23 protein-coding genes are annotated in these 25,457 nt (G+C 65.9%); 7 read left to right on the top strand and 16 right to left on the bottom strand.

Annotated features, from left to right (window positions below):
• Positions 1-197: 197 nt before the first annotated feature.
• The 7 genes from BST40_RS21475 to BST40_RS21445 all read right to left on the bottom strand — a co-directional run bounded on the left by BST40_RS21475 (position 198) and on the right by BST40_RS21445 (position 8,894).
• Complete coding sequence (locus tag BST40_RS21475) at positions 198-488, bottom strand: WXG100 family type VII secretion target (RefSeq protein ID WP_075545516.1); 291 nt, start codon at positions 486-488, stop codon at positions 198-200.
• Between the two features lie 37 nt (positions 489-525).
• A complete protein-coding gene (gene esxG / locus BST40_RS21470) occupies positions 526-819 on the bottom strand; it encodes a type VII secretion system protein EsxG (protein ID WP_075545517.1) in 294 nt (97 codons plus the stop codon).
• A gap of 49 nt (positions 820-868) precedes the next feature.
• A complete protein-coding gene (locus BST40_RS21465; protein ID WP_423734695.1) occupies positions 869-2,092 on the bottom strand; it encodes a PPE family protein in 1,224 nt (407 codons plus the stop codon).
• 14 nt (positions 2,093-2,106) lie between these two features.
• Entirely contained in the window at positions 2,107-2,421 is a 315-nt protein-coding gene (locus BST40_RS21460) for a PE family protein (RefSeq protein ID WP_075549358.1), read from the bottom strand.
• 302 nt (positions 2,422-2,723) lie between these two features.
• The gene (locus BST40_RS21455; protein WP_083155480.1) at positions 2,724-4,622 is read right to left on the bottom strand and encodes a serine/threonine-protein kinase PknD; all 1,899 of its coding nucleotides are present in this window, start codon (positions 4,620-4,622) and stop codon (positions 2,724-2,726) included.
• 517 nt (positions 4,623-5,139) lie between these two features.
• Positions 5,140-5,640 (bottom strand): hypothetical protein, encoded by a 501-nt coding sequence (locus BST40_RS21450; RefSeq protein WP_240316440.1) that lies wholly within the window; start codon positions 5,638-5,640, stop codon positions 5,140-5,142.
• Positions 5,641-5,861: 221 nt separating this feature from the next.
• On the bottom strand, positions 5,862-8,894 hold the full coding sequence (locus BST40_RS21445; protein ID WP_082275639.1) for an ATP-binding protein: 3,033 nt from the start codon (positions 8,892-8,894) through the stop codon (positions 5,862-5,864).
• A gap of 432 nt (positions 8,895-9,326) precedes the next feature.
• Between BST40_RS21445 and BST40_RS21435 the strand changes: the two genes are divergently transcribed.
• Positions 9,327-10,049, top strand: a complete 723-nt coding sequence (locus tag BST40_RS21435) for a haloacid dehalogenase type II (RefSeq protein ID WP_075549346.1) — start codon at positions 9,327-9,329, stop codon at positions 10,047-10,049.
• A gap of 243 nt (positions 10,050-10,292) precedes the next feature.
• Here BST40_RS21435 and BST40_RS21430 read toward each other — a convergent pair whose 3' ends face one another.
• On the bottom strand, positions 10,293-10,625 hold the full coding sequence (locus BST40_RS21430) for a DUF202 domain-containing protein (RefSeq protein ID WP_075549347.1): 333 nt from the start codon (positions 10,623-10,625) through the stop codon (positions 10,293-10,295).
• Positions 10,622-11,011, bottom strand: coding sequence for a YidH family protein (locus BST40_RS21425; RefSeq protein WP_083155462.1), 390 nt, complete (start codon positions 11,009-11,011; stop codon positions 10,622-10,624). The genes BST40_RS21430 and BST40_RS21425 overlap by 4 nt, the downstream gene beginning before the upstream one ends.
• 302 nt (positions 11,012-11,313) lie before the next feature.
• Here BST40_RS21425 and BST40_RS21420 point away from each other — a divergent pair, with 302 nt between their 5' ends.
• Together BST40_RS21420 and BST40_RS21415 are read left to right on the top strand one after the other, a co-directional pair.
• The gene (locus tag BST40_RS21420) at positions 11,314-12,741 is read left to right on the top strand and encodes a cytochrome P450 (RefSeq protein WP_083155458.1); all 1,428 of its coding nucleotides are present in this window, start codon (positions 11,314-11,316) and stop codon (positions 12,739-12,741) included.
• Positions 12,738-13,844 carry a sulfotransferase family protein gene (locus BST40_RS21415; protein ID WP_075549349.1) on the top strand — a complete coding sequence of 369 codons (1,107 nt, stop codon included), beginning with the start codon at positions 12,738-12,740 and terminating at the stop codon, positions 13,842-13,844. The genes BST40_RS21420 and BST40_RS21415 overlap by 4 nt, the downstream gene beginning before the upstream one ends.
• A 196-nt stretch (positions 13,845-14,040) precedes the next feature.
• On the opposite strand, the gene BST40_RS21410 is transcribed toward BST40_RS21415, so the two are convergent.
• Positions 14,041-15,459: an ABC1 kinase family protein gene (locus tag BST40_RS21410; protein WP_082275637.1), complete on the bottom strand. Its 1,419-nt coding sequence runs from the start codon at positions 15,457-15,459 to the stop codon at positions 14,041-14,043.
• 88 nt (positions 15,460-15,547) lie between these two features.
• On the opposite strand from BST40_RS21410, the gene BST40_RS21405 reads away from it, so the two are divergent.
• Positions 15,548-16,336, top strand: a complete 789-nt coding sequence (locus BST40_RS21405; protein WP_083155455.1) for a DUF5995 family protein — start codon at positions 15,548-15,550, stop codon at positions 16,334-16,336.
• On the opposite strand, the gene BST40_RS21400 is transcribed toward BST40_RS21405, so the two are convergent.
• Both BST40_RS21400 and BST40_RS21395 read right to left on the bottom strand, forming a co-directional pair.
• The gene (locus BST40_RS21400; RefSeq protein ID WP_244174441.1) at positions 16,330-16,887 is read right to left on the bottom strand and encodes a hypothetical protein; all 558 of its coding nucleotides are present in this window, start codon (positions 16,885-16,887) and stop codon (positions 16,330-16,332) included. The two genes, BST40_RS21405 and BST40_RS21400, sit on opposite strands and share 7 nt — an antisense overlap.
• 50 nt (positions 16,888-16,937) lie before the next feature.
• A complete protein-coding gene (locus BST40_RS21395) occupies positions 16,938-17,507 on the bottom strand; it encodes an ester cyclase (protein ID WP_075549352.1) in 570 nt (189 codons plus the stop codon).
• A gap of 107 nt (positions 17,508-17,614) precedes the next feature.
• Here BST40_RS21395 and BST40_RS21390 point away from each other — a divergent pair, with 107 nt between their 5' ends.
• Complete coding sequence (locus BST40_RS21390; RefSeq protein ID WP_082275641.1) at positions 17,615-18,232, top strand: class I SAM-dependent methyltransferase; 618 nt, start codon at positions 17,615-17,617, stop codon at positions 18,230-18,232.
• On the opposite strand, the gene BST40_RS21385 is transcribed toward BST40_RS21390, so the two are convergent.
• The 4 genes from BST40_RS21385 to BST40_RS21370 all read right to left on the bottom strand — a co-directional run bounded on the left by BST40_RS21385 (position 18,201) and on the right by BST40_RS21370 (position 22,607).
• Positions 18,201-19,565, bottom strand: a complete 1,365-nt coding sequence (locus BST40_RS21385) for a flavin monoamine oxidase family protein (RefSeq protein ID WP_075549354.1) — start codon at positions 19,563-19,565, stop codon at positions 18,201-18,203. The two genes, BST40_RS21390 and BST40_RS21385, sit on opposite strands and share 32 nt — an antisense overlap.
• 1 nt (position 19,566) lies before the next feature.
• Complete coding sequence (locus BST40_RS21380) at positions 19,567-20,868, bottom strand: cytochrome P450 (RefSeq protein ID WP_083155452.1); 1,302 nt, start codon at positions 20,866-20,868, stop codon at positions 19,567-19,569.
• An 87-nt stretch (positions 20,869-20,955) separates the two neighbouring features.
• Positions 20,956-21,294 carry an MmpS family transport accessory protein gene (locus BST40_RS21375; RefSeq protein ID WP_240316439.1) on the bottom strand — a complete coding sequence of 113 codons (339 nt, stop codon included), beginning with the start codon at positions 21,292-21,294 and terminating at the stop codon, positions 20,956-20,958.
• 59 nt (positions 21,295-21,353) lie between these two features.
• Entirely contained in the window at positions 21,354-22,607 is a 1,254-nt protein-coding gene (locus BST40_RS21370; protein ID WP_373420047.1) for an MFS transporter, read from the bottom strand.
• Between the two features lie 40 nt (positions 22,608-22,647).
• Here BST40_RS21370 and BST40_RS21365 point away from each other — a divergent pair, with 40 nt between their 5' ends.
• Entirely contained in the window at positions 22,648-23,733 is a 1,086-nt protein-coding gene (locus tag BST40_RS21365) for an NAD(P)H-dependent amine dehydrogenase family protein (protein ID WP_075549357.1), read from the top strand.
• Positions 23,734-23,845: 112 nt separating this feature from the next.
• On the top strand, positions 23,846-25,457 hold a 1,612-nt coding region (locus BST40_RS21360), incomplete at its 3' end, for an Hsp70 family protein (RefSeq protein WP_142276775.1).

Here is a 25,457-nt window from a genome sequence, read left to right as displayed (position 1 = left end):
CTAGCCGAGCGCTGAGCGCTTCGACCGCGGCGGCCGCGCTTGCCATGCCTTCAGGAACCACCCACAACGTCACCGTCGCAACCCCTTGCTACGAACGTCAGTATTGCCCGCTTCGTGGGGCGACAATGCACCACTGCAATATTGTCATACCGCACGGTTTCTGGTGCCTCCGGCCAAGCGAAAGACAGTTTTAGGGGTTAAGCTCCCCATTTGGCGGCTTCGGCGATGTCGCGGGCGTTCATCGCCAACGTGTTGTTCTCATGGGTGGAGGCCATCGAGTGATAGGCGCGCACCAGGTCTTGCATGGCGTCATTCCACTGGGCCTGCCAACCCTGATAGGTCATTCCGGTGTCACCCTGCCACGCATTGGACAGCGCGGATTGTTCGGTGGCGATGTCGGCGCCCAGGCCCTGCAGCGTGCCCGCATATCCCGACATATCCCCGGCGTGACCCAGCATCGCCGCGTAGTTGTACATGATTTGTGACATCAAAAATTCCCTTCAAGAATTAGTAGTGGTGATCGACTCAGAATCCGGTGTAGCTCGACGCCGCAGCAGCGTCGGCAGCCACATAGGTCCCGGCAGCATCCCCGAGATTGGCCTGCGCGATATCCAGCAAGGCGTTGACCTTGCCCGCGGCCTCCACAAACCTCGCGTGCGAGGCCTGAAATGCCGCGGCGGATTCACCCTGATGAAACGCCTGCGCCGACATCGCCGACTGCTCGGCAGAACCGATCGTGTGACGCATCAGCCCGGCCTTGGCGGCAAACGCCGACTGTGACGCCACCAACTGTGGAATATGGGCATCCAACAAGCTCACAACATATCTCCTGTCTACTTGATTTTTCCGACGCTATGACCGTGACACATCACACTGCGGCCAAGAACGATTCGCTATCTACTGCCGCCCCAACCAGATCCGAGTGCCAAGTGGCCGGCAACATCGGCACCTGCGTGCCATCACCGAACTCGGCACCTCCGATGGTGGCCAACCCGCCAGCGTGCTCCACAGTCCCGTGTTGGAGCGTGCCAGCAAACCCAACGGAACCCTGATGTCCGGCTGTTACCGACACTAACTGTGCCTGTGACACTGCCCATGCGCCCGCCGCCGGCTCCACCGCGGCGACTTCGGTGGCCGCCGCCGGAGCTACCACAGCGGCCGCACTCGAAGCAACAGAAATTGGCGACGCCAATGCCGCAGCTGGCGCGGGCGCCAAAGCCGGACCAATCAAAGTCAGGTTTCCGATAATCCAGTCGATCACGATCCCGATAACATGTAGCGGAGCAAGAAAAGGTAGCAACACGGCTGAGATTCCGAACACCGGAATTATGACTAACCAGGCGATGGCTACCACAACCAGATTAAATGCAAGAGTTGCATTACCCGCCCACAATGCTATCGCGGCGGCCACAAAAAGAAGCGGCACCACCCAGACGGTGAGAAGAAGGCCCCAAAATCCGACAATATAAACGATCTCGCTCAGGACGGCTCGCGCAATAAATTCGAGGATCTCCCACAACGGGAAGGGTGTGAGGGTGGTTTGGGCGGCGGTGGCGGCGATGGTGCTGCCGGGTTTGATGATGGCGGGTGCGGGGGTGGTGTGGGGGGTGGCGGCGAGTGCGGTGGTGGTGAGTGCGTGGTAGGCGCTCATGGTGGTGGCGGCTTGGATCCACATGCGCATGTAGTCGGCTTCGTTGAGCGCGATGGGGATGGTGTTGATGCCGAAGAAGTTGGTGGCCAGCAAGACCGCGTGGGTGGCGTGGTTGGCGGCTAGTTCGCCCAGGGTGGGCATTGCCGTGAGGGCGCTGAGGTAGGCGGTGGCGGTGGTCTGGTGGGTGGTGGCGGTGGCGGCGCTGTCGGCGCTGGCTTGGGTTAGCCATGCCAGATACGGTGCGTAGGCGGCTGCGCATATCTCGGCGCTTGGGCCGTGCCAGGCAACAGTTTGCATTGCGGCCAGCACGGTGGTGAGTTCTTCTGCTGCGGCGGCGTATTCGGCGCTTAGCGTTGACCATTGTGTGGCGGCTCCGATCAGCGGGGCCGGTCCGGGTCCGGCGCTAAGCAGCGCGGAGTGCACCTCTGGTGGGCAGGCCATCCAGACCGGTGCGCTCACAGTGCAGCGCCGGCTAGGCCGTAGGTCAGTGCTGCTGCGCTGTCGCCGGCGGCGTAGCTGATTCCGGCGGTGCCCAGGCCGACGCCGGAGCGGGTCAGCTCTTCGACTCCTTGGGTGGCCACGCCCACATGTTCGATGCCGCAAGCGCTTAAGCCGGCCGCGGTGCTCAACGACACCGGATCGGCCGCCGGTGCCACCACCGCCGAAATCGTCGGTGCGGCCGCGGCATGCGCGGCCGCTAGCCGAGCGCTGAGCGCTTCGACCGCGGCGGCCGCGCTTGCCATGCCTTCAGGAACCACCCACAACGTCACCGTCATAACCCCTTTCGATGGATTTCCCGCTGCACAAACCGCCCCGGCTCGGCGTTCCGGCGTGACATACGTTCGTACTGGATGAAATACAAATGTATTGGTCCACAGTTGCATGCGTCAATCCTGCTGTCAAGCCTCCGGGTTCGGTTCGGCTTACCCGACTGCTGTGGCGTCGCTTGTACATGTCGACGAGCGTGGCACCCAGGCGCTGCGGCCCATCGTCATCAAACGCGGTCGCGTGGGTGTGTCGGTGCGCGCCTCAGGGCGGCTTTTGCCCAGCCGGCGCAGTCGCGCGGCCCTGCCTACTTCTGCCGAAGCGCCACAATCTGGTCATTGCGACCGCCTACGTAGACGGTGCCCATGTTGTCGACCGCCAAACCCCAGGGATTGTCCAGGCCGGTGAAGTGCAGCTCGACTTGCGTCGACGAGCCCGGCGGGAGTTTGAGTATCCGGCCATTGCCCTTGTTGGTGACATAGACCGCGCCCTCGCTATCCACGGTAACGCCGCCGGGTTGCTTGAGACCGGTAAAGGGCAGCGTGACTTGGGTTTTCGCGCCGGCCGGCAACGCCAGAACCCGGTTGTTGCCGCCGTCGGCCACGATCACCGTTCCGTTGCTGTCCACGACCAAACCGGTCGGATCGCTAAGGCCGGTGAAGGGTAGTTCGAACTGTGTGTTCGAACCGGCGTAAAGTCCGACCACTCGATTCTTCGCCGTATCGGTGACGTAGACGGTGCGGCTGCTGTCCACCGACAACCCGGTCGGATTGCTCAAGTCGGTAAACGGCAGGGTCACTTGCGTTTTCGAGCCGGCAGGAAGCACCACAACCCGCCTGTTACCGGCATCGTTGACATACACCGTGCCGCTGTTGTCCGCTGTCACACCGGTCGGATAGCTAAGACCGTCGAAAGGCAATACGACCGGCGTGGTCGAGCCCGCGAACAACGCCAGTATCCGATTGTGCAGCGTGTCACCGACATAGACCGTGCCCCCGCTGTCGACCGACAGACCCTGCGGGTCTCGAAGGCCGGTGAAAGGCAGCACCACTTGATGAAACTCGGTGCGTTCTGGACCCAGAGTGCTAACTGTGACCATGGCCGCAACAGTTACAGCCACGGTGAGCAGGGCAGCGGCCATGATAACGACCGCCATGCGGCGCCACCAGGGCCGCGACGGCCGTGTCATCGTGGCCGGCGGCGCGGCCGCGGCGGGTTCTTGCGCAGGGACTGAGAGCGCCTCTGCCAGTCGTCGCGGCATTGTCGGGGGGGCCGGGACATGTTGCGGTGGCGACCGTGGCGCGATCTGCGGTTGACCGCGAGCGTCCGGGTGGGCGGGTGCAGCGACGGGGTAGGGGATGGGCGGCGGTGGCCGAACGGAGGGCTGCGGCGCAGGCGTGGTCAGGGCATCGTGGGCGGCTCGCGCCAATTCGACTGCGGTCTGGTAGCGGTCGCGGGGATCCTTGGCCATCCCTTTGGCGATGACCATGTCCAACTTCACCGGCAGCCCGGGAATGATGCTCGACGGCCGTGGCGGGGGCGTCTCGAGGTGGCTGGTGATCTGTTGCTCCAGGCTGTCACCGGGGAAGGGATGCTGCGCGGTCAAGCACTCGTAGAGCACACAGGTCAACGAGTAGATATCCGAGCGGGCGTCGACCCGTCCCATGCTGAGCCGTTCCGGGGCCATGTAATGGCAGGTGCCGATCACATCGCCGACGGTTGTCAAGCCCAGTTCGCCCGCCGCGCGCGCGATTCCGAAATCGATCAGATAGGCGAAGTCGTCGGCGTCGAGCAAAATGTTTGACGGCTTGACGTCGCGGTGCAACAGCCCATCCCGGTGCGCGGCGTGCAGCGCCTTGGCAACCTGCTCGATGATGCGCACCGCCCGCATCGGCGGCAGCGGCCCGCGGCTGAGCACCGACTGTAGGTCGCGGCCCTCGATCAACCGCATGTCCACGAACAGCCGCCCGTTGATCTCCCCGTAGGTGTGGATCGGGATGAGATGTGGGTTGCTCAATCGTGCGGCGGCATGAGCTTCGCGACGGAACCGCTGCTGGAACACTTCGTCGTCGGAAATCTCGGCAGGCAGGATCTTGACCGCGACGACCCGGTCGGTGACGGTGTCATAGGCCCGCCACACCTCGCCCATGCCGCCGCGGCCCAATAACTCGATCAGCCGGTATCTCCCGAACGAAGTTCCCTCCAACGAGCCCTCCCAGCAACCGCCAGCAACTGGCCAGACCATACGCGGCAGCGGCAATAGTTGTAGGCATTTCGAGGCGCCACGGCGCTCCCGATCCGCCGTCGCGTTGTGGACCAGCCACTACGAAACTACCGGTCCGCTACGGCTGGGGGCCGTTGCGTCTGGCTGCTGACCTGAGGCTGGCACCGCCTGATGGCCGCAAGGTCTGTAGTAGTGAGGAGGAGCGGATGTTTGCATAGGACGGCGTCATCGACGTGCTGCTGGCTAAGAATGGACCACTCGAACAACTCACGAAGCCGCTGAAATCCTGAGTCGGCTGGCCGTCAGGGCGCTGTTCATCCGAACGGGGTGAGAGACCACCGTCGCCGAGCCACCGCAGTGGCGCGGTAGGAGCTGGGAGACAGCCTGATCCGAGTCGACGTCGGTGAGGGTGGGAAGCCCCGACAACGCCGGGATGGCCTGGTACGGCCAGAGGGGTCGGGTTCGGCGAGCGACCGGTTGGTGTCACCGGTTCGGGAGGTCACAGTGAAAGTCTGCGGCGTCGCCGCGACGAGGTCGCAGGGGCATAGCTGGGCTTTCTCCGAGAGCGCCAGAGTGCGATATGCAGGGTGCACGTCACGAGGACGGTAGTGGTCACGGCTTCGGCAATCAGCGCGCCGGGGTTCAAGAATTGCCGGTCAGGTATCCCGGACGCTCCCAGCTCGTGCTTTATCCCGCCCACTAGGAGTGCCGGAAACACCAAGACCGAGACTACGGTGGCGAACGCCACGATCGCGCATCCGCACGCGACGACCGGCAACCAGCGCGCTCGCGTCGCAGCGACCAACGCGCCGGCGGCCGCGATCGAAGCTATCAACACGATCCATCCCGGCCAACTGTTGACCATGCCACTAAGCAAAGCGCCATAGTGCTCGCGGTATTCGCCGACGTATTTGCCGAGACCATTCCACCGCATGGGGACTCCCAAACGTGTGACGTCGACCCAGGGCAGCAGTGTCAACACCGCGGACGCGGTGGCCACGAGAATGCCTACCGCTACAACTACCTTATTTCGCAACACATTTCCTCTCAATCGCACGTGTGGATTCCAATACCGGTGCCAGTGCACTACCGTGAGTAGCCGGGCGCATCGAACCCCTGACGCTCTTACCGCTCTAAACCGAAGTGCGGGCGAAAGCGAGCCCGCCCGCCGCGCCTTGCACCGCGACGCCCGCTGACAGCCGCTCGCGCACCCGGCCAAGCTCAACCGCGTTGCGCATACCCGATCGCCTCCTCGGTGGACAGTCGAGCACCCTCCGCCCAGAATGCATCGAAATCGCTCTGTCCCAACGCCTCTCGGACAGCGGCGACGGCAGCGTCATACCCGGCTTGATACATCGGGAAGCGGGGGTGCCCCATGCGTCGCCGGATCGCCTCCGCCGCACCCAGCAGACGCGCCGCGTACCCATGGTTGTCGTCGTTGACAGCAAGGCGGGCAAGGCATTCCAGCGTGTCGTCCACTCGCAGGTATCCCTGGGTGCGGGCGGCGACGGTCAGGGCATCGTGGGCGTCGCGTGCGGCCAGCTCCGGCTCGTCCTGTGCCATCGCGATAAACGCCCGCGCCAGCAGCGCCATCATGCGATACCAACCGGGCACCACCGCGAGCATCTCGTCGGCGAAACACCGAGCAGCGCTCGGGTCGCCGCACGCTAACCAGGCCTCCGGCAACGGGGCGACGCTCCTGGTGAACACCTCGCGGAGCGGATTGGTCTGCTGCAGGGCCGTCTCGGCTGCCTTGCGGGCCGCCACGGCGTCGCCGCGCGCCAGGGCGGCATTGGCGAACACCGAGTACACCGCGTCGGCGAAGTAACCGCCCATCGTGTTTGCCGCCTGCATCGCGGACTGCGCTGCCGCGTGTGCAGCGTCAGCCTGACCGTGGAATCCGAGCACCTCGCTGAGGCTCACGTAACTGAAGACCGCCATCGTGAGATCGCCGACCGCCTCGGCCTCCTCGGTCACCGAACGAGCTACCTTGGCCGCGTAGTCGAGGTTCCCTTGAATCATCAACGCGGTGCTCAGCCACGCCCGGCAGTTCCGCGAGAAGAACCGGTCGCCCAGCGCGTCGGCGAGCTCACGTCCCTGTTCGGCGGCCGCGATCGCCGGGACAGGTTCGCCGCGCATGACCGCCGCGGTCGCCTGGTAGCTGAAGATTTGGCACAGGCTTCGCCGATCACCGATCGCGCGGACCAGTTCGACGGCCTCGTTGAAGTAGGGCTGGGACAGCCCGGGGTCGTAGAGGGCAAGCATTCCGCAGGCGATCAGGGCGCGGGCGATTAGTGCGGGGTCGCCGAGGTCGCGCGCCACAGCCAGTGCCTCCTGCGCTCGTCCCAGCTCCGCCGGTATGCCGACCCAGCTGGCGAGGATGCAGTACTGCGCCACCGCTCCCGCCCACACCGCCGGTGCTATTGCCGAGTGGTCCTCGTCGGCCAAAATGGCCGATAGCCCGGCCAGCGCTTCCTGGACGCGTCCGCCCCGTAACCACAAGGGCCGCAACGACAAAATGAGTTGCAGGGCGGTATCGAAGTCGCCGCCTTCCCGGCTCCGGGTGAATGCCGCTCGCAGATTGTCGATTTCGGTTTGCGCCCAATGCAGCAGCCGCTCGTCGGCCCAGTGGCCCTGCGCCTCCAATTCGGTGGTCATACCCGTGTAGTAGTCGCGATGCCGGGTGCGCACCTCGTCGGTCTCGCCGGACTCGTCGAGCTTTTCCAACGCGTATTGGCGCACGGTTTCCAGTAACCGGTATCGCATCCCGTCACCGGTGTCGTCGGCGACCACCAGGGACTTGTCGACCAACAGGCCCAGTTGGTCAAGAAGTTGGTAGCTTTCGACCGCATTGGCGGCGCCGACGGCTTGGGCGGCGTCGAGATCAAATCCACCGGCGAACACCGCGAGCCTGCGGAACAGCACCCGCTCGGGTTCGGTCAACAGCGCATGCGACCAATCCACCGAGGCCCGCAGCGTCTGCTGGCGGCGCACCGCGGTGCGCGCACCCCCGGTGAGCAACCGGAACCGGTCATGCAGGCCGTCGACGATCTGCTGCAACGACAGCGCCCGAATACGCGCCGCCGCAAGCTCGATCGCCAGCGGCATGCCGTCCAAGCGCCGGCAGATTTCTTCAACCAGCGCGAGATTGTCGTCGTCGACACCGAACTCGGGGCGGGCGTGGCGGGCGCGGTCGGTGAACAACTCGACCGCCTCGCCGGTCACGGACAGCGACGGCACCCGCCAACTCAGTTCGCCGGGCACCCCCAGCGGCTCACGGCTGGTGGCCAGGATCGTCAACCGTGGGCACGCCGCCAGCAGCGCGACCACCATGGTCCCGCACGCGTCGAGCAGATGTTCGCAATTGTCAAGCAGCAGCAGGGCTTTGCGCTCGCCGAGGAATCGGACCAGCAAGTCCATGGTGGAGCGGCCCGGTTGATCGGGCAGACCCAACGTGCGTGCGACGGTCACCGGTGCGACCTCAGGGTTGTTGATCGGAGCCAAGTCGACGTACCACAGCCCTTCGGGGAACCCGTTAGCGAGTTGGGAACCGACCTGTACCGCAAGGCGGGTCTTGCCGGCACCCCCGGCCCCGGTCAACGTCACCAGCCGCTCGCCGGTCAACAACCGGCGCAACTCCGCCATTTCGGCCTGGCGCCCGACGAAAGTCGTCAACTGAGCCGGAAGATTATGTGACGCACCCACATTGCGGACGCGAAGCGGCGGGAAGTCGTTGCGTAAGTCGGGATGGCACAGCTGGACGACGCGTTCCGGGCGTGGCAGATCCCGCAATGGGTGGTTACCCAGATCAGCCAGCCACACCCCGTCGGGGAGATGGTCGACCACCAGCGGCTCAGTCGCCCCGGACAGCACGGTTTGGCCACCATGCGCCAGATCGCGCAGCCGCGCGGTGCGGTTGATCGTCGGTCCGACGTAGTTGGCCTCGTCGCGCAACTGAATCTCGCCGGTGTGGATCCCGATGCGCAGTCTTATCGGGGCCAGCGGCGCTCGCTGCAACTCCAACGCGCAGGCCACCGCGTCGCTGGCGCGGGCGAAGGCGGCCACAAAGCTGTCACCCTCGCCCTGTTCCTGCGGGCGTACCCCGTCGTGAGCGGCGATGGCCTCGTCGACGGTGCGGTTGAGCTGGGCCAGCGCGGCGGTCATCGTCTCGGGCTGGGTTTCCCACAGCCGCGTCGAGCCCTCGACATCAGCCAGCAGCAGCGTCACCGTTCCGGTCGGCAGCAACTTGCTCACGCCCATTCATCCCAGGTCAGCGGTGTATCTCCGCGTGTTGGCCCATGGTATCCAGCATCGAGGCCCGCGGCCGTGCGATACCGGCCGAATCCTACGGCCGGACCGACGAGTGGCGCCCGGAGATGGTGTTCGCGGGTTGGTGCGGCCCGCAGCGGTTGGTCTCCACACCGGATTCGATCACCGCTCGTTGTCGACGGGGTGTGTCGCCCGATTCGCAGCCGCACCGTTGCGTTACAGAATGCAAAGATATTTCCTAATGGAGATTGAAAGTCGGATTTCCGGCTCGAGCGGACGCCCGAACGGCCCCGGCTAATGCCGCCATTCTCGCCACGGTCAGCGCAAATGCCGCGCCTTAGCATAGTTTTCAAACGTCAGGTCACCGACGTCGGGCCTGCGGAAATTATTTTCGGCACGCCGCACCACCGTTTGCGGATGAGGCTGCATGATGAACCCATGGTGAAAGCGATACTTTTCGACGTGCAGGGTACGGCGACGGATTTCCATTCGACCGTCTGTGACGAGGCGCAGCGGATCAGCGCCGGCCGACACCCGGGTGTGGATTGGCCAGCGGTGGTCACGCGCTGGCGGGCCGGCTACTTCACCACGTTGAAAGCCGCACCGAGCGAGCATGGCAAGTGGATCTCGGTGTACTCGGTGTATCGGCGCTCACTCGACACGGTGCTCGACGAATCCGGAATCACCGATTTCTCCGCCGCCGAGCGTGACGAACTCACCCTGGCCTGGCAACGCCTGAGGCCGTGGCCGGACACGGTGGCCGGACTGACCCGGCTGAAAAAGGACTACACGCTCGCCACCCTGTCGAACGCCGACGTCAGTGCGGTGATCAACATTTCCAAACGGGCGGGTTTGCCGTGGGATGCGATCTTCGCCGCGGAGATGGTGGGGGCATTCAAACCAGATCCGGCCGTCTACCATATGGCCGCGACCTACCTGGGACTCGAACCAGCCGAGATCATGATGGTGGCAAGCCACAAGTACGACATCCGTGCCGCGGCCGAACTCGGATTCCGCACCGCTTTTGTCGCCCGCCCGCTGGAATTCGGTCCCGGCGGTGACGCCGATGTGGCTTACGAAGACGAGTTCGACATCAACGCCGCCGATTTCCTCGACCTTGCCGATCAACTCGGCTGCTAACTGTCCGTTCATCGAAAGAAATACCACGGCAATGGAATTCGGCAGACAGTTGCCGCATTGACGGCGCGCTACCTTATAGCGAGCGGAAGTTTCGACCGATACCCACTCGGAGGCCCAGCCGTAATGACCGAGCCGTCGAAAGAAGAGCCGATTCGGAGAATCGGGCCGCTACGGCCGCGCAGATCGAGGAGCTTCGCACCGAGATCCGGATATTGAGCGAACAATGGCGCCGCGATCAAGCCGCTACAGCAGTTGGGCAGCCGCGGTCACGACCATGAGCACCAGCACCGCCGTACCGACGATGTAGACCTGGCGGCGGGCAGTGATTCGGGTCTGCCTCGGGCGGCTCAGCGTTCGCTGCCGCTGCCAGGCGATCGCGTAGCCGCACGAGGCCGCCAGGGCGGCCAGCGCGGCCGGGATCAACCCCGCCGCTCCGTGGTGGCCGCGCAGATTCTTGAGCGTCAGCAACACCCCGTTGACCAGCAATGCGAACGACGTCCGGGTCCAGGCCAGCGTTGTCCGTTCCGCCTGCAGCCCGCGATCCGATGTCCCGCTCGGCGTTGCCGGTCGGCTCAACCCCGGACCGCCTTGACGATCACCAAACCGAGCGCGACGATCCCGACCAGGGCCAGACCCACGGCAAGGTATGCGGGCGTGGGGTGACGGGGCAACGGCAGGCCGCGGCGCATGGCTCGGTCGGCCTGCTGCCAGCGCAGCAGGCCCATCCCGCTGGTGAGGATTGCCAGCGCCGCGAGCGCCACACCCAGCACCCGGCGGGCGCCGGGGATCGCCAGCTCCGGGACGAGTTGCACCAGTGCGACCGCGGCGGCGAGCAGTCCCAGGGCGGTGCGCTGCCAAGCCAGGAACGTCCGCTCGTTGGCCAGGGTGAACCGGTAGTCGGGCTCGGTCTCGGCTGGGCAGTCAGCGCCCTGCGTGCCAGCGGGCGTGTGGTGATCGGCCACGGGGCAACTCCCAGAGAAAGTCGGGGGACAGGCGCTCGACGTCGACCGAGTGTAGCCAGGGCCCGTGCCGTGGCGCGGTGAAATGCTCTGCTGAGAAACGACTCCGATCCGGGTCGCCCGGTCCGGTCGCCGTGGCGTCCGCGCCGAAATGTCGTCGGCTCGCATTTAGTCGGCCTAAGCACCTGACCAGCGGTTTCGGCTTCGTATCGGTTTGCCGAACTGGCCACCCAGCGCCCGGCCCGCCGCTACTCTGTCAATGTTCTGGAGCTGCTTGGGCCTGTGTAGGCCGGTATCGGAGGGTCATGACCAGTTCCGAGGTGGCGGTGCCGCGCGGTGGATGCCCGATGGCGCGTGGCTTACCCGGCCGCGGGCCGACCACGTACGGCTCGACTCGGACTTCGTCCGGTTGGTTTGATCTCGAGGGGAACGCGCTGTGGCGCGACGCGCGGGTGGTCGGGACCTATGGCCCGGCGGTCGCGATGCGCCTCGCGCTCCGGGCCGCCGGCAAGGTCCGGTCGCGGCTGGACGGCAAACGTTCCCAAAAGCAGGTGCAGCTCACCGATTTCGATCCGTTCGATCCGGTGACAGCCGCAGACCCCTACCCGCATTACCGGGAGCTACTGGCGGGCGAGCGGGTCCAGTACAACCCCAAACGCGACGTCTACATCGTGAGTCGATACGCCGACGTCCGCGAAGCCGCGCGCAACCACCACGCGTTGTCCAGCGCCGGCGGAGTCACCTTTTCCCGCTTGTGCTTGCCCTTCCTTCCGACCTCTGACCCGCCGACACACACCCGGTTGCGCAAGCAGCTGGCGCCGAGTATGGCGCGCGGGGCGGTGGAGTCATGGCGTCCGATGGTCGATCGACTGGCCCACGAGTTGGTCGTCGAACTACTGACCCGGACGCCCGCGGACGTCGTCGCCACCGTGGCCGCACCGCTGCCGATGCGCACCATCACCACCGTTCTGGGCGTGCCGGAACCCGACGAGACCATGTTCTGCCGGTTGTCCAACCAAGCGGCTCGGATCACCGACGTCACCCTGTCGGCTTCCGGACTGGTTTCGCTTGCGCAGGGCTTCAACGGTTTTCGGCGATTGCGGGCGCTCTTCACGCAGCGGCGCGCCAATGGGCTCCTGGGCGCGCACACCGTCTTCGGCAGACTCGCCGCGCATGCCGAGCACGGTCGCCTCAGCGATGACGAACTCTTCTTTTTCGCGGTGTTGTTGCTGGTTGCCGGCTATGAGAGCACCGCGCATATGATCAGCACGTTGTTTCTCACGCTGGCCGAGTTTCCCGATCAGCTCAGGCTCCTGGCGCGCCGACCCAATCTGATTCCCTCGGCGATCGAAGAGCAACTTCGCTTCGTGTCTCCGATCCAGAACATCTGCCGCACCACGCGAGTCGACTATCAGGTCGGCGGGGCGATCATCCCGGCGGGCTCGCTGGTGCTGCTGGCGTGGGGCGCTGCGAATCGCGACCCGCGCCAGTACGACGATCCGGACGTCTTTCGTGCCGACCGCAACCCGACCGGTCATCTTGCGTTCGGCTCCGGCATCCACCTGTGTCCCGGGACCCAGCTGGCGCGGATGGAGGGCCACGCCGTGCTACGCGAGATCGTCACCAACATCGACCGGATCGACGTGGTCGACGCCCCGGTATGGACGACGAGCGCCAACCTTCGCGGCCCGACCCGGCTCCGGGTTGCCGTGACACCCCGCGCATCTCGATGAAGACGCCCCGCTCATGGTGGCATGAGTGGGCAGCGCCGCTGTGGATCGGCTGCAATTTGTCCGCCTGGACGCGCCTGCTGATCCAGAACCGCTTCGCGGTGCACTGGAGCCGCTGGCACTTCGCGGTGCTCTACACGTTTCTCAGCGTGGTGAATTCTGTTCTGGGACTTTGCCAGCAGGCCGTGTTCGGCAGGCGCGTGGCCGAAACGGTGATCGCCGATCCACCGGTGTTCATCGTCGGGCACTGGCGCACCGGCACCACGTTGCTGCACGAACTGCTGGTCCTCGACGATCACCACACCGCGCCTACCGGCTACGAATGCCTTGCGCCGCAACATTTCCTGCTGACCGAGTGGTTCGCGCGCTGGGCGGGCTTCCTGGTGCCCAAGCATCGGCCCATGGACAACATGGAGTTGAGCCTGCAGCACCCCCAGGAAGACGAATTCATCTGGTGCGTGCAGGGACTGCCGTCGCCGTACCTGGCCATTGCCTTCCCCAACCGGCCGCTGGCACACGAGCGGTATCTGGACTTGGAGCAATTGACGCCACGAGAACTGGAAGCGTGGAAGCGAACCCTGTTCCGGTTCGTCCAGCAGCTGTACTTCCGCCGTCGCAAGACGGTGATCCTGAAAAACCCCATCCACAGTTTTCGGATCAAGGTGCTGCTGGACATTTTTCCGCAAGCGAAGTTCATCCACATCGTCCGAGACCCGTATGTCGTCTACCCGTCGACCATTCACCTTCACAAAGCGTTCACCCGGATACACGCCCTGCAGCGACCGACGTTCGCGGGGCTGGACGACAAGGTCGTGTCCACCTACGTCGACCTGTACCGGAAGCTGGAGGAAGGACGCAAACGTGTTGACCCGTCGCGCTTTTACGAATTGCGCTATGAAGACCTGGTCGCCAATCCCGAAGGTCAGCTGAGCCGACTGTACGAGCACCTGGGACTGGGCGACTTCGAGCGGCTGCGACCGGCGCTGCGCCAGTATTTCGCCGAGCGGGCGGACTACGAAACCAACACCTACCAATTGACCGCCGAACAACGGGCGACCGTGACACAACGCTGGGGCGAGGTCATCGACCGCTACGGGTACCGGTAAAGGGAACGTCGGCCGCCCACGGCTGACGGCTGACCAGATCGGCGACCGGGACCCGTCCGCGCCGCCGGAACCGGGTCAGGTTTCATTCCGCGCTGAGAGCGACGAAGTCGCAGTCAGCAGGCTCCAGGCGCAGACTGGACGCCCTGGATGCAGACTCGCGCGTCAAACACCCGGGAAACGACGGGCGGGTCAGCTGTTAGGGATGGTCATGGCGGTCCAACCCGAACGGCAGACCACGCCGGCGCACCCAAGCGTGATGCTGCTGGCCCAACGGTGTGACCGGCTGCGCGACGCCGTCGAGGTCGTCGGCGATCGACCGGGCGTGCACACTGGCCCCGAGCATGGCGCATATTGCATTGACGTTGAGGCTGATTCGCGACATGAAAACCAGGTCCTCGGGCAGTGACATGCGACGAACCGGGTGGTCGGGCGACAGCGGGACCAGTGCCCGCAGCGCTCGCCGCGACGTGTCCCTGGTGAAGGTGACCGGCTGCGGGCCCAGGGCCTCCTGAAGGATCTCGGCCCACCATTGGTACACCTGGGCGGCGCTCAGGCCGGAATCGGCGGTCAGAAAGCCCGCGGCCACCATGAGCTCGCGCAGCTGGTGAGCCCTTCCGTCCAGCGCCGCCCGGACCGTGTGCATGTACGTGTGGCGAAACGGCTCGGGAACGACCTTCACGCAGCCGAAGTCGAGAAAGCTGACCCGCCCGTCGGAGCCGAACCGGTAGTTGCCGGGGTGCGGATCGGCGTGAAACAGATTGGCGTGGCGGGCCGAACCGGTGGCAAACCGCAAGATGACCTCGGCCCAGCGGTTCTTGAGCTCCTGGTCCGCGTCTTGGGCTGCAGCCCAATCCATTCCGTCCAGATAGGTCATTGTCAACACTCGGTCGCCGGATGCCTCGGCAACGACGTCCGGGATCCGGATGAACGGGTGGTCGCGGTACAGCCCGGCGAACGCGGCGATGTTGGCCGCTTCGTGGCGGTAGTCGATTTCCTCGCCGATGCGAGCGGCGACTTCGCGCGCGGCCCGCTTGACATCGGTCTGAATCACGTTGCCCAACGTCGTGGACACCAGCCGCAGAAAGCTCGCCAGCAATTCGGTGTTGGCCAGATCGTCGCGGATGGCTTCGGCCGCGCCCGGATACTGAATTTTGACCGCCACTCGGCGACCATCGGGCAGCACCGCCCGGTGCACCTGCCCGATGGAGGCAGCAGCCATCGGCTCGTCGGCGAACTCGGCGAAGACCTCCTCGGCCGGCCGGCCAAGATCGGCCTGCAGCACCTCGCGAGCCAGGGCCGGATCCATCGGCGGGGCATCGGCCTGCAGGTGCGCCAGCGCGGCCTGGTAACCGGAAAACTGGCCGTTACCAACCCAACTCGTGTCCATCACGGAAAGAATCTGCCCGGCTTTCATCAACACGCCCTTGGAGCGGCCCAATAGTTCTGAGTACCGCTCGGCGGTGCGTTCGTGGAAGCGGGCGACCGCGCCGGTGTCGCCGGTTTTCTCCCGTAGTCCTGCTACGATGCGCCCGCCCGCGGCGCGGGCGGCGAAACCGGCCAACGGCATGGTCCGCCGGATCCGCCCCTGCGGGACCGGGTTGTCACTGTTTGCCATAGTGACCCTCCCGCGGGCGCTGCGGTTGGACGCGTGAAACCGCCTGATGATGCTACCCGTGGTCGGCCGGCGTTGGATACTAAACGGCATGCCGCCCCCGCTACCGCACGTCGACACCCGCGACGACATCGTCGCCGCGCTGCAATCGATCATCGACTGGTCCGTTGACACGGCGAACCCGGCCGGGTATTTCGCGGTCATGTACAAGCGGTCGACCATCGCGATTGGTGATGCCATTGACCGCGGAATGTTCGAGGACGGACCACGCACAACCCGGTTTGGCTTGACGTTCGCCCGGCGTTATTTTGATGCCCTGCACCGCTATTTCGGCAGCGGCACGGGCCAACCGTCGCAGGTGTGGCAGGTCGCCTTCGAGACCAACGACAGCGAGGAACCAATCATGTTGCAGCACATGCTCACCGCGATGAATGCCCACGACACCTTCGATCTGGGTATCACCGCCGCCGATACCGCCGGAGATTCCTTGGAGCCGCTGCGCAACGACTTCGACGCGGTCAATGCCATTCTGGTGAACCAGGCCAACGTCATAGCCGACGCCACGGAACAGATCTCGCCGGGCTTTGCCCGCTACCGCAGCCAGTTGACCGGTGACGACACCGGCCTGCTCACCGCAGAGCTGCGGCAATCTCGGGACATGGCATGGACCTTCGCGCAGCAGCTGCTGGTCGAGCCGGAGTGCAACCGGTCCAAAGTCATTGACGATCACGACACGATTTTTGCCTGGTGGATCAGACGCCACCTGAACCCGCCACCGCCACTGTCGGAATGGGTCGAGGTGATTGCGCGGGAGGAAAGCCGTGACACCGCCCACAACATCCGTGTCCTCGACCGCATCGCGTCGAGAGCGCGTCAGTGACGCGCGGATCCGGTGAGAAGCTGACCGTTCGGCGCTTGCAGTAGGCAGATGACGGTGCTCGGGGTGGGATTTGCCCCCGTTCTGTCTTGGTTGGAGTCGATCAGGTAAGTCATCGAATATGCGCCGTTGGCCACCGATTGCCCGGTGTACGACACGATCCCGGCGGCGCATTCGCGATTAGCGACGGCGCCGATGGCGTTGTCGACCCCCACCGGCACACGCAGATATACCTCGGCCAAATGCGGTGTCCCGCAGTCGACCACGGTGACGGTGATCCGGCTGAGGTCGGCCGGTGGCAGGTCGGCCACGCAGTCGCCGACCTGCAGCGCAATCCATTTCTCGGTGCGCGGGCCTGCCGGGGTGGGGGGCGTGCTGGTGCGCACGGCCGCTGTTGCCGGCTTACTGCCGGCCGGGCTGGGGCCGGCCCGGCCGCTGTTGGTGGCACAGCCCGCCGACAGCGCGGCCGCCAAGAGCGCGGCCGCCAAGAGCGCAGCCGCCGACAGTGCGGCCGCCGACTGGCCGCACACCGGGTGACGGATTCGTTGCCTCATCGCAGCGGGATTCTCGAGCATCGGGGACCTCGGTGCGAAAGCGTACTCGCCTACGTCCGGGCTTCGGCGAACGCTGGCGGCGTGGTGTTGGTCAATGCGGGGTCCGGTTGCTCCGACGACATCGCCAGCAAGCCACGCAGGCAGCGTGCGGCCAATAGCCAGTTCGCCGGCTTCTTCGGATCTAGTCCGCCGACCAGTTGCTTGATCATCGTCAGGGTGTCGAAGTAAATACGTTCGCAGACAAGTGTTTCGGTGTCGTCGAAGACGAAGTGCGCGGTCATCCGGACCCGGAACCGGCTCCCGGTGGGCGGGATCTTGCCGAGGTAGCCGCAATGGGTTCCCATCAGCCAGAACTCGACGATCACCGCATCGGCGCTGTGCCGCAAGGCGATGATTTCGTGGTCCTGGTCCGGGAACGCCGTCCGGGTGTCGGCGTAGTAACCGCGTACCGCCTCGTTGCCGTCGTGGACGGTCAGTTGCGGGATCAGCTCGTAACGCGGATGCGGGAACGTCGACAGCACGGCGTCCCAGTCCTGGCGGACCTCGTCATGGAAGTGGTCGAGGACCAGTTTCTGCCGGGCAGCCAGCACGTCGGCGTCGGGGAATGCGGGAATGGACATGCCTGAGAGTAAACGCTGTAGCCGGCGCCATCGAGTGGTTGCATCCACCGGCGCGGCCGCAGCGGGTCGCCCACCCTCCGAGAGGTTTTCCGGGCACAATGATCGCCATGCAGCTGCCGTCGCCACCGGGTCTCGTGGACGCGCTGAACGTCGTGCGGCCGTCGGCCAGATTACGCGGCCAGGCCGAAGCGCTCGCGGGCTATCTCGACGAGGCGGACAGCGTCCTGGACGTCGGGTGCGGAACCGGCCATCTGTCGGCGTATCTGGGGCAGATGTATGGGGTGACCGCCAGCGGCGTGGACGTGGCGGACTTCCGCCGGGCGCCGGTGCCGTTCCGGCTATTCGACGGCACGTCGATTCCCTTACCCGACAATGCATTTGACCACGTTGTGCTCAGCGAGGTGCTGCATCACAGCCACGATCCGGTGGCCTTGGTCAAGGAATGTCACCGGGTCGCACGTCGTAGTGTCATGGTGTTCGAGGACATGCCGGACGGCCGCCTTGGCAAGCTGATCCTTCGCGCCCACGTGGAGGTGTTCGCGTGGTACTACCGGTACCCATTTCCGCCGGCTGACATCGGCACCTATCGCTTGGCGCTGAACTGGTTGGCCCAGAACGCTTCTCGCGTAACGCGATTTCCGCAGCCGCCCGAATGGCTGAGCATCTACCCGCGGGTGCTGTTCGTGTATTCGCTCAAGCCGCCGTCAGCGTCTCGGTCGACATGACTTCGTTGGCGGCCCGCTCACCGGAGCGAATCGCGCCGTCGATCCAGCCGCACATGGTGGCCGATGTCTCGGTGCCCGCCCAGTGAATGCGCCCGCACGGCCTGCGTAACGCATGCCCGAACTGGGTGAGCACACCCGGCGGTGCGTGGCTGATCATGCCACCCCCGGAATAACGCTCACGGCTCCAGTTCTGCTCCACGTAGTCCACCGGCCTTCCGGACTTGGCGCCGAACCGGTCCACCAGGGCGTCGAGCACCGCCTGGCGGCGGCCGGCCTCGTCAAGGCGCTCGTATTGCCGCGCAATGGGACCCTCGATGACCACCACCAGCACGCCGGGGCCGCCGGTGTCGGGGCAGCCGTCGATAGTGAGCGTCGCCAGCGATCCCGGCGCAGCGCTTTGGCCGGAGAGGCCGCAGCCGCGCCAGAATGGCTCGTCATAGACGATCGAGACCTTGACGATCGCGCCGCTGGGCATCCGCTGATGCAGAAACGACCGATCGGTGGGAAGCATTGGCTCATAAGCGATGTGGCTGGCGATGGCCAGCGGCACCGCCACGATGACCCGACCGGCCCGCACCGTCAGACCGTCCGCTTGTACGGTGACGCCGTCGGAGTCCTGGCTGATGGAACGCACCGGGCGGGACAGCGTGATCGCGTCATCCAGCTCGGCGGCCATCGGCCGGTAGATGGCACCCATACCTCCCACCGGCCGGGAGTCTTGCGAGCCGCCCTCGCCACCCAGTACGAAACCGGGCCCACCGCCCGATGCCATCTGATAGAGAACGAACAGCATGGACACCTCGGAAGCGTCCGAGGTGTAGGTGCCGGCGATGGCGGTTTCCAGCAGGTCGTGGGCCGCCTTGGACATGACGTTGTTGCGCAGCCACTGGGCCAGCGTCATGCGATCCCACTTGGCGGCCTTCTTGGCTTCCCATGGCGCCTCGAGCGGGACCGTCTTGCACATTTGGCCGATTTCGAACATGGCGGCGCCCAGATTCAACGATGCCCACGGGCTCATGGTCCACGGCACCGTGCCCTGATAGCGGTGCTGTTTGCCGTCGACCACCATCATGGCTTCGCCGCCGGTGTACTGCTTGAAGGCCGAGACCCCGAATTCGTGCATCAGCGCATGGATTCGGTCCTGAGTCGGCCCGATCCAGGCGCCGCCCTTGTCGATCCAGGATCCGTCGTCACGCTCGACGGTGAACGTCCGGCCGCCGACCCGGTCCCGCGCCTCCAGCAACGTGACGGAACGACCGGCCTGCTTGAGCCGAAGCGCGGCCGTCAGACCGGCGAATCCGGCGCCCACCACGCAGACGTCGACGTCGGCCATCTCAATGACCCCAGGCCACCGGCAGCCGTTTGATGCCGTGAATGAACTGCGACAGCAACCGGGCCGGCTCCTCGGTCACGACGACATCGGGCATTTGCCGGCGCAATTCGTCGAACACCACCCTGATCTCGCGGCGAGCCAGGTTTGCCCCCAGGCAGAAATGCGCGCCGCCACCACCGAAACCCAAGTGCGGGTTGGGGTCGCGCGCCACGTCGAACCGCCACGGATCGGCAAATTTCGACTCATCCCGGTTGGCCGAGCAATACCACAGTGAGACCTTGTCGCCCGCGGCCATCGTGACGCCTCGGAGTTCGACGGCCTTGCTCAGGGTGCGGCGCATGTAGACCACCGGAGAGGCCCAGCGCACAATCTCCTCGACCGCGGTATGCGCCAGTGCGTCGTAGTTCGACCACCACTTTTGTCGTTCCTCCGGATAGCGCGACAGCGCCAGCACGCCGTGGCTGATCGCGTTACGGGTGGTCTCGTTGCCGGCCACCACCAGCAGGATGAAGAACATCGCGATTTCCGACGACGACAGCCGCTCGCCGTCGACCTCGGCTTCCACCAGGCTCGTGGTCAGATCGTTGTGGTGGTTGACGCGGCGGTCTTCGGCCAGTGCGGTGGCATAGGCGCCGATGTCCATCGAAACGTGAAGAAACTCTTCGAAATCGGTGGTCAGATCCGGGTCACCGAACCCGAGAATCACATTGGTCCAATGGAATATCCGATGGTGGTCCTCTTCGGGAATCCCCATCATGTCGCAGATGATCTGCAACGGCAGCGGCCCGGCCAGCTCGCTGACCAGGTCGGCTTGGCCGTCGGGATGGTTGGTGATCATCGCCGCGACCAGCCGCTGCGCGCGGTCGCGCACCGACGCCTCGATGCGGGCCACCACCTTGGGCGTGAACGCCCTGCTGACGATGGAGCGCAGCCGCTGGTGCCGGGGATCGTCGAGCACGATCATCGAGCCGAAGTACTCGGCCAATTCCGGTGTCTGGTCGTTGATCGTGATGTTGGGGGAGGAATGGAACACCTCCGGATGGCGGCTGGCGAAGAAGACGTCGTCGTGGCGGGTCAGTGCCCAATGTCCGGCGCCACCGGTGAATCCCGGCAATTGGAGCGCCGGCCAGAACGAGACCGGGGCTTCCCGCCGCAAGGTGGCGAAGGCGCCGTCGCGAAAGTCGTCGTCGCGGCCCCAGAATTCCAGCGAACCCAGGTCGATGTCGGTGAGCGGAACCTCCGGCGGCGGCGTCCCGTTGGCTCGGGGCAGCAGGCCGGCATTGCGGTCAGTTTTGAGGTCCACCGTGCTCCTCCTTTGTCCCGCTTCGTCCTTGAAGGGTGACATCGGCGAGCTTAGACCGCCAGCGGTCGAGCTAGTGACCCGGCAATGTCAATGCGTGCAGACCGTGTGTCCGGGCGCGCCCGTCGCCGTCTGCTGCGTCACCACGTTGCCGTCGAGCAGAATTCTGCAGGTGATGCTGCCCGGCCCCTGCGCGCTGAGCACGAACACCTGCGCGCCGAAGGCGGTGAACTGCGCCGACCATGGCAGGCCCACATTGACCGCGCGCTTCTGACCGGTATCGGTTTGGTACGAGATGTACTCGGCGACACCGCTGCCGCTCACCTCGTAGCGGACCTGCGGCAGCTGCGGCAGTGGATCCGCGTTCGCCAGGCCACATGTGGCGGTGAAGCCGATACCGAGAGCGCACACCGCCGCGGGTCCGCTCATGCGTGTGACGTGACGTAGCTTGGCTGCCGATCGACTGGTCATGGTTGTCCATCGTGTCATCACCTAGGACGGGGTGGAAGGGTTTCGGCTGTTGCGCCCGCACCGCGGGGCAACCCGATGGTGAACATGCTGAGCAGCGCAACCAACTGGATTGCGACCACCACCACGACCACCATGCCGGTGGAGATCTCGTACAGCCAGCCGACGAGGGCGCCACCGACCGCGCTTGCCGCGCCCAGCCCGGCCGCGAACACGCCGTACGCACTGGCTCGCCGTGGTGCGGGGACCATGTCGGCGACCACGGCCCGCAGCGTGGATTCCTGGATCCCCACGGCCGCACCCCACAGCAGCGCGCCCGCCACTATCATCGCGGTGTTGCCGCTGAAGGCGAACAAGACCACCATGCTCGACAGAAGCGGCAGTGCCGCAAGGCTTTTCCCACCGAACCGGTCGTAGCTGTAGCCGGAAACCAAAGCGGCCAGCGCATCCGCGGCCATCGCGGCCGCGTAGACCACCGGCACCGTGGCAGCGCTCAGCCAGCCGTGGGTGACCATGTGAAACGACAACAACCCGAACGTGGCGAAGCCGGACATGGTGATCGCGGTGAATCCGCAGTAGAGCCAGAACCGTGGCGGTAACTCCCAGAACCGTTGCGCTGCAACATCATCAGGTGACACTGCGCAAGCCGCTGGCCCTTCATAGGAGTCCGGATGCGGCACCCGGACCCGCAGCCACAGCAGCAGCGCCAGCGCCGCCGCACCTGGCAGCGCCAGCACCCCAAGCGCGGGCGCGTAGTCGTTACCGGTGACGGCGAGCACCCCCGCCACGGTCAGCGGGCCGATCACCGCCCCCACCTGGTCGAGCGCCTCGTGCACGGCAAAACCGCGGCCGCGACCGGTGACACTGGCGGCGTGCGACAGCAACGTGTCCTTGGCGGGACTGCGCACCGCCTTGCCGACACGCTCGGCGATCACCAAGCTGCAGGCGACCCACAACGCGCCCGCGACTCCCAGCAGCGGAACCGTGATCAGCGTCAGCGCGTAGCCGGCAACCGTCCACGCCCAGAATCGTCGGGTTCGATCTGCCAGCGGACCCGATACCAACCGCAGCGCCAACGCGGCGGCCTCGCCGATGCCGGTCACCACGCCGACCACCAGTCCGGTCGCACCCAGGGACGCCAGCAGCGGACCGGTGATCGACCGCGCGCCCTCGTAGACGAAGTCGGCGAGCAGGCTGACCACGCCGAACACCGCGACGAAGCGCCACGCACTCAACGCTGGCAGGCTTCGCACCGCTCCGATGCTAGAGGTCACGTCACCGCCCCCTAGGGTGAAGCCGGGAGGTGGCGGTTAAATGTCGCAACGGGACACTAAGCGAATAGTCGTCTGGGGCACCGGTTTCGTCGGCAAGATGGTGATCGCCGAAATCGTCAAGCATCCGCTGTTCGAGCTGGTCGGGGTCGGTGTCAGCAACCCCGGCAAGGTCGGGCGCGACGTCGGTGACATCTGCGGGCTGCCCGGGCCGGTGGGCATCGTCGCCACCGACGACGTCGACGCCCTGATCGCGCTCAAGCCTGACGCATTGGTGCACTACGGACCGACCGCGATGCGGGCCGACGCCAACATCGCGCTGATTACCCGGTTCCTGCGGGCCGGCATCGACGTGTGCTCGACCGCGATGACGCCGTGGATCTGGCCGACGATGCACCTGAACCCGCCGCAGTGGATCCAGCCGATCACCGAGGCGTGCGAGCTGGGGGAGTCGTCGTGTTTCACCACCGGCATTGACCCGGGATTCGCCAACGACCTGTTTCCGATGACCCTGATGGGGCTGTGTTCGGAAGTGCGGCGAGTTCGCGCCGCCGAGCTGCTGGACTACACCAACTACGAAGGCGACTACGAGAAAGAAATGGGCATCGGGCGGGAGCCCGAATTCAGCCCGATCCTGGAAAACCGCGACGTGTTGATTTTCGCGTGGGGCGCCACCGTCCCGATGATCGCCCACGCCGCCGGGATCATGCTCGACGAGATCACCACTACCTGGGACAAGTGGGTGACGCCCACCGAGCGTCACTCGGTGAAGGGCGTCATCAAGCCCGGCCAGGTCGCCGCCGTCCGCTTCACCATCAACGGCATCTACCGGGGCGAGACGCGCATTCAACTCGAGCACGTCAACCGCATCGGCCGCGACGCCGCGCCCGACTGGCCCTCAGGTCACGACGACGACGTCTACCGGGTGGACATCGACGGAACCCCGAGCATCTTCCAGGAAACCGCGTTCCGGTTCACCGACGGCTCGGGCCGCGATGCGGCCACCGCCGGATGCCTGGCGACCGGGATGCGGGCGCTCAACGCCGTCCCGGCCGTCAACGACCTGTCGCCGGGCTGGGTCACCGCGCTGGACCTGCCATTGATTCCCGGCGCGGGCACCATCCGCTGAGCCATGTCGTTATACAGCTCGCGCATAGCCGGCGCAAAGAACGGCTATAGGTGTAGACGGCACAATTTCGGGTAGGCGGGCGCGGGGGCGCGCAGCCGGACGGGGACAAACCATGGCAGAAGGACCACGGCCCGCACTGGGGCTGTCGATCGGTGCCACCAACCTGGCGGCGGTGACCGCCGACCACGCGATCACCCGCAAGCCGGTGCTGACCTTGTATCGGCAGCGCCCACCCGAGGTCGGACTGCCGTCGGAAAATCCGAGACTGGATCAGTCCGGCCTAGTCATGAGCGACTTCGTGGACCGGGTTGGGGACCCGGTCGGCATCGTGGCGGCCGACGGCTCGATGCACCGTAGCGAGGCTCTGGTGGTCGACAGTCTGCGTGCTCTGGCCTACACCGCCACCGGTGGACGGGCCCTGCCCGACGATGTCGCGCTGACTTATCCCGCCCACTGGGGGACGGCCGCGGTCGACGCGTTGGGTGCCGCGCTGAGCCGGGTGCCGGAATGGTCGCACGAAACCCAGCCACTGTTGATCCCCGACGCGGCGGCCGCGCTGTTCGCGATGCGGGCCAACCCGGGGATACCGGCCCGCGGCATCGTCGCGGTGTGCGACTTCGGCGGCAGCGGGACCAGCATCACGCTGGTCGATGCGGCCGGTGATTATCAGCCGGTCGCCGCGACGCTGCGGCATCGAGACTTCTCCGGTGATCTGATCGACCAGGCGCTCCTGACCTACGTGATGTCGGAGATTCCGGCCACCGGTTCGTTCGACCCGTCCGGGACCGCGGCCATCGGCTCGTTGAACCGGCTGCGGATCGAATGCCGCAATGCCAAGCAGCGGCTCTCCCACAGCACGGTGACCACCCTGGCCGACGAGTTGCCGGGGACGCATCGCGAAATCCGGCTCACCCGAAACGAGCTCGACGAGGCGATTCGCGAGGCGCTGGACGGTGTCGCCGCAGTGATGGAACAGACGTTGGCGCGCAACGGAATTCATCCAGCGGACCTGGTCGCGATCATTTCCGTCGGTGGTGGTGCCAACATCGCGTCGGTCACCACGACGCTGTCGGGGCGATTTGGCGTTCCGGTGGTCACGGCGCCGCGCCCGCAACTAACCGCCGCTATCGGGGCGGCGTTGCGGGCGGCCCGAGGGCCCGCCGATACCAGTGCGACGGTGTTGACCTCGGCCCCGCCGGTCGCCGCGCCGGCAGTGGCGGCGCTGGCACCGCTTGCTCCGCTGGCAGCCCCGAATGGTGCGGATGCGCCCGCGTCGGCATTGCAGCCCGCGCTGGCCTGGTCGGAAGCCGACGATGATTCCCGCGTCATGCCCGTGCCGGGCGGCGACTATGCGGATGCCGGCGGTTCCGGCTACACCTCCGCCCGCCCGCAGCTGGCGTTCGACCATGACACGCCCCCGGAGGCGAAGCCTGAGCCGCCGGTCATCCCGTGGTATCGCCTGCCGGCGGTGATCATCGTCAGCACGGTCGTCGCGGTGCTGCTGGTCGGCACCGCGGTGGCGATCGCGCTGGGCTCCAACGACGAGCCCGCGACACGCCCGCCGGGGGTAAGCCCGGCCCCGACGACTTCCGCGCCTGCCGCGCCGCCGACCGTGGGGAGCCCGGAGCCGGCGCCGCCACCGCCCGGCACCCAAGAACCGGCGCCGCAAGCGCCGCCGCCACCGCCGTCGACCCAGGCACCCCCTCCTACCGCCGAAACGACAC

It is taken from the genome of Mycobacterium persicum (assembly GCF_002086675.1).
GTDB classification, from domain to species: Bacteria; Actinomycetota; Actinomycetes; order Mycobacteriales; family Mycobacteriaceae; genus Mycobacterium; species Mycobacterium persicum.
This window is presented reverse-complemented; position numbering and strand designations above follow the sequence as displayed.